Origin of the sequence: Micromonospora echinofusca, assembly GCF_017614955.1 — a bacterium.
GTDB lineage: Bacteria > Actinomycetota > Actinomycetes > Mycobacteriales > Micromonosporaceae > Micromonospora > Micromonospora echinofusca_A.
The window spans coordinates 1-4,198 of the sequence record NZ_WVUH01000485.1; the positions used below are offsets into that span (position 1 = coordinate 1).

Below are 4,198 nucleotides of genomic sequence, written 5' to 3' on the forward strand. Positions count from 1 at the left end.
CCCCTCGAAGGAGTCCCCGTGTCCCGCCCCGACCTGCACACCGGTAGCCACGACCTCCCGGTCAGCCCTGCCCTGGCGGAGTTCATGACCATCGGCTGGGCGGACAGCGAACACCACGACCTGCCGGCCGACGAGGTCGCCCCCTGGGCCGCCCGGCGTCGCCACCGGCTGCACGAGATGTTCCCCGGTCAGCGCCTCGTGGTACCGGCCGGTGGGTACCGGCAACGGTCCCACGACCAGAACTTCCGGTTCCGGCCGCACTCGGCGTACACCTGGCTCACCGGGGACCAGTCCTCCGACGGGGTCCTCGTCGTCGAGCCCGACGGCGACGCCACCCTGTACCTGCGACCCCGCTCGGACCGCAAGGACGGCGAGTTCTTCCGCGACCGGGTGTACGGCGAACTGTGGGCCGGCCGCCGCCCGACGCTCGGCGAGAGCACCCAACGGCTGGCCCTGCCGACCCGGCACGTCGCCGAGGTGGCCGGGGCGCTGACCGGCGGCACCCCCACCCGGGTGCTGCGCGGCGTCGACCCCGGCGTCGACGCCCTGCTGCCCGGCACCGACCCGCGCGCCGACGCGGAGTTCGCCGCCGTACTGGCCGAACTGCGGCTGGTCAAGGACGAGTGGGAGATCGCCCAACTGGAGGAGGCGGTGGCGATCACCACCCGGGGCTTCGAGGACGTGGTCCGGGCCCTGCCGATGGCGATGCGCACCTCGGAGCGCTACCTGGAGGGGGTGTTCTGGCAGCGGGCCCGGCTGGAGGGCAACGACGTCGGCTACCACTCGATCGTGGCGGCCGGGGCGCACGCGGCGACCCTGCACTGGATCGACAACGACGGCCCGGTCCGCGACGGCGACCTGCTGCTGCTCGACGCCGGGGCGGAGACCCGGTCGCTGTACACCGCCGACATCACCCGGATCCTGCCGGTGTCCGGCCGGTTCACCCCGCTGCAACGGGACCTGTACGAGCTGTGCCGCCACGCCAACGACGCCGCGCTGGAGTGCCTGCGGCCGGGCGAGGAGTTCCGCGCCTTCCACCGGGCCGCCATGACCGTCCTGGCCCACGGCCTGGCCGACCTGGGCGTGCTGCCCTGCTCGGCGGAGCAGGCCCTGGCCGACGACTCCGGGGTGTACCGCCGGTGGACCCTCTGCGGCTCGGGCCACATGCTCGGCCTGGACGTGCACGACTGCGGCGCCGCCCGGTCGGAGAACTACCTCGACGGGCAGCTGGCCGCCGGCCAGGTCCTGACCGTGGAACCGGGACTGTACTTCCAGCCGGACGACGAACTCATCCCCGCCGAACTGCGCGGCATGGGCTTCCGCATCGAGGAGGACATCCTCATCACCGGGTCCGGCTACCGGCTGCTCTCCGACGGCCTGCCGCGCAGCGCCGACGACGTCGAGGCGTGGATGCACCGGATCAGCTCGTGACCACCGTCGCGGACGTCGTCGTCGTCGGCGCCGGCATGGTCGGCGCGGCCTGCGCCTACTACGCCGCCCGCGCCGGACTGTCGGTGACCGTGGTCGACCGCGCCGGCGCGGCCGGCGGCACCACCGGGGCGGGGGAGGGCAACATCCTCGTCTCCGACAAGCCGCCCGGCCCGGAACTGACCCTGGCCCTGCGGTCGGCCGGGCTGTGGCGCGAACTCGGCGATACCCTCGACGGCTCCCGGTTCGAGCTGGAACCCAAGGGCGGCCTGATGGTGGCCCGGTCCGACGCGGAACACGCCGCCCTGGGCTCGCTGGCCGCCCGCCAGCGGGCCGCCGGGGTCGACGTCGTCGACGTACCCGCCGACGCCCTGACCACCGTCGAACCGCACCTGGCCCGGGACCTGCCCGGCGGGGCCCGGTACCCGCAGGACATGCAGGTACAGCCCATGCTGGCCGCCGCCCACCTGCTGCGCGCCGCGCGGGCCCGGGTACTGACCCGGACCACGGTCACCGCCCTGCGCCGCGACCGCACCGGAGCGGTACGCACCGTGGTCACCGACCGGGGCACGATCAGCACCCCGGCGGTGGTCAACGCCGCCGGGGTGTGGGCCGGCGAGGTGGCCGCGCTGGCCGGTACCCGGCTGCCGATCCTGCCCCGCCGGGGCTTCGTCCTCGTCACCGAAGCCCGCCCGCCGCTGATCCGGCACAAGGTCTACGCCGCCGGCTACGTCGACAACGTCGGCCGGGACGACGCGGACCTGGGCACCTCCCCGGTGGTCGAGGGCACCCGGGCGGGCACCATCCTGATCGGCTCCAGCCGGGAACGGGTCGGCTTCGACCCGACGTTCTCGCTGCCCGCCCTGCGCCGGCTGGCGGCCGAGGCGGTCCGGCTCTTCCCGGTCCTCGCCCCGGTGCAGGTGATCCGGGCGTACCGGGGGTTCCGCCCCTACAGTCCCGACCACCTGCCGACGATCGGCCCCGACCCCCGGGTACCCGGCCTGCACCACGCCTGCGGCCACGAGGGGGCGGGGATCGGCCTCGCCCCGGCCACCGGGGAGGCCGTCGCGGCCCTGCTGACCGGCACGCGACCCCCGATCGACCTGCGACCCTTCGCCCCGGAGCGGCACGATGTTCACCTTTGACGGCCGCCCGGTACCCACCGACGGCGAACAGACCATCGCCGCCGCGTTGCTCGCCGCCGGGGTCCGCTCCTGGCGGCGTACCCGGATCGGCGGCCGTCCCCGGGGCGTCTTCTGCGGCATCGGGGTCTGCTTCGACTGCCTGGTCCGGGTCAACGGGACACCCGCCCAGCGGGCCTGCCTGCGCGTCGCCCGCCCCGGCGACGTGGTCGAGACCGAGGAGGGGGACGAGACGTGACGACGTACGACGTGGTGGTGGTCGGCGCCGGCCCCGCCGGGCTGGCCGCAGCGGTCGGCGCGGCACAGGCCGGCTGCCGGGTGGCCCTGCTCGACGCCGCCCCCCGCCCCGGCGGCCAGTACTGGCGGCACCGGTCCGGCGTCGACGGCACCGACCACGGCGACTGGTCGACCTTCGTCGACCTGCGCGACGAGCTCACCGGGGTCGACCACCGGCCCGACGCCGCCGTCTGGTTCGTCGAACCGGGCTTCGTGGTGCACACCCGCGCCGGCACCGTGGCCGGTCACCGGCTGGTCGTGGCCACCGGCGCGTACGACCGGGTGGTGCCCTTCCCCGGCTGGGACCTGCCGGGGGTGGTCACGGCCGGTGGCGCGCAGGCCCTGCTCAAGGGGCAGGGGGTGACCTTCGCGCAGCGGGTCGTGGTCGCCGGCACCGGCCCGTTCCTGCTGCCCGTGGCAACCGGACTGGCCCGGGCCGGCAGCACTGTCGTCGGCGTGTACGAGGCCGGTGACCCGCTGCGCTACGCCCGCCACCTGCCCCGGGTGGCCGCGACGGCGGGCAAGCTCGCCGAGGCCGCCCGGTACGGCGCGACGATGCTGGGCCAGCGGCTGCCCTACCACCGGCGCCGGACGGTGGTGGCCGCCCACGGCACCGACCGGTTGACCGGGGTGACCGTCGCGGCGCTGCGCGACGGTCACCTGGTGCCCGGCACCGAGAGCGAGGTGGCCTGCGACGGCCTCGCGGTCGGTTTCGGGTTCACCCCGCAGGTGGAACTGGCCGTGGCCCTGGGCTGCGCGACCCACCTGGACGCCGACGGCAGTCTCGTGGTCACCGTCGATGCCGCCCAGGCGACCACCGTGCCCGGCGTGTACGCCGCCGGTGAGGTCACCGGGGTCGGCGGCGCCGACCTGGCCCTGGTCGAGGGCCGGCTCGCCGGTGCCGCCGCAGCCGTCTCCCTGGGCCGGCCGCTGCCCTTGCCCGACCGGGAACACGGCCGGCTGCTGGCCCGACGCCGCCGGCTGCGCCGGTTCGCCGAGGTGCTGCACGCGGTACACCCGGTCCCCGCCGGCTGGTCCGACCGCTGCGCCGACGGCACCCTGCTCTGCCGGTGCGAGGAGGTGACCGTCGGCGCGGTCCGCCGGGCGGTACGTGACCTCGACGTCGTCGACGGTCGGGGCGCCAAGCTGATGACCCGCACCGGGATGGGCTGGTGCCAGGGACGGATGTGCGGCTACGCCGCCGCCTGCCTGACCGCCCGGTCGGCCGGCCGCACGCCGGACGCCGCCGATCTCGCCGCCTACGCCGCCCGCCCGGTCGCCCAGCCGGTCACCCTCGGCGACCTGGCCGCCGACGACCCGACCGGCCCGGACCACGGCAGAACCTGTCTCTT

At 75.8% G+C, this 4,198-nt stretch carries 4 protein-coding genes; all 4 read left to right on the plus strand.

Features of this window, described 5'->3' with window-relative positions; genetic code table 11:
- Nucleotides 1-18: 18 nt before the first annotated feature.
- Nucleotides 19-1,431, plus strand: coding sequence for an aminopeptidase P family protein (locus GSF22_RS31390; RefSeq protein ID WP_307804489.1), 1,413 nt, complete (start codon nt 19-21; stop codon nt 1,429-1,431).
- Nucleotides 1,428-2,573 carry an NAD(P)/FAD-dependent oxidoreductase gene (locus GSF22_RS31395; protein ID WP_307804491.1) on the plus strand — a complete coding sequence of 382 codons (1,146 nt, stop codon included), beginning with the start codon at nt 1,428-1,430 and terminating at the stop codon, nt 2,571-2,573. The genes GSF22_RS31390 and GSF22_RS31395 overlap by 4 nt, the downstream gene beginning before the upstream one ends.
- A complete protein-coding gene (locus GSF22_RS31400; RefSeq protein WP_208817537.1) occupies nt 2,560-2,808 on the plus strand; it encodes a (2Fe-2S)-binding protein in 249 nt (82 codons plus the stop codon). Before GSF22_RS31395 ends, GSF22_RS31400 begins: the two co-directional genes overlap by 14 nt.
- Nucleotides 2,805-4,198, plus strand: a 1,394-nt coding sequence (locus tag GSF22_RS31405) for an NAD(P)/FAD-dependent oxidoreductase (RefSeq protein WP_208817538.1), incomplete at its 3' end; no start/stop codon positions are given. The genes GSF22_RS31400 and GSF22_RS31405, both read left to right, overlap by 4 nt.

Bases quoted from the DNA above. Each gene is read 5' to 3' on its own strand.
- GSF22_RS31400 (WP_208817537.1), top strand. From the start codon at position 2,560: ATGTTCACCTTTGACGGCCGCCCGGTACCCACCGACGGCGAACAGACC.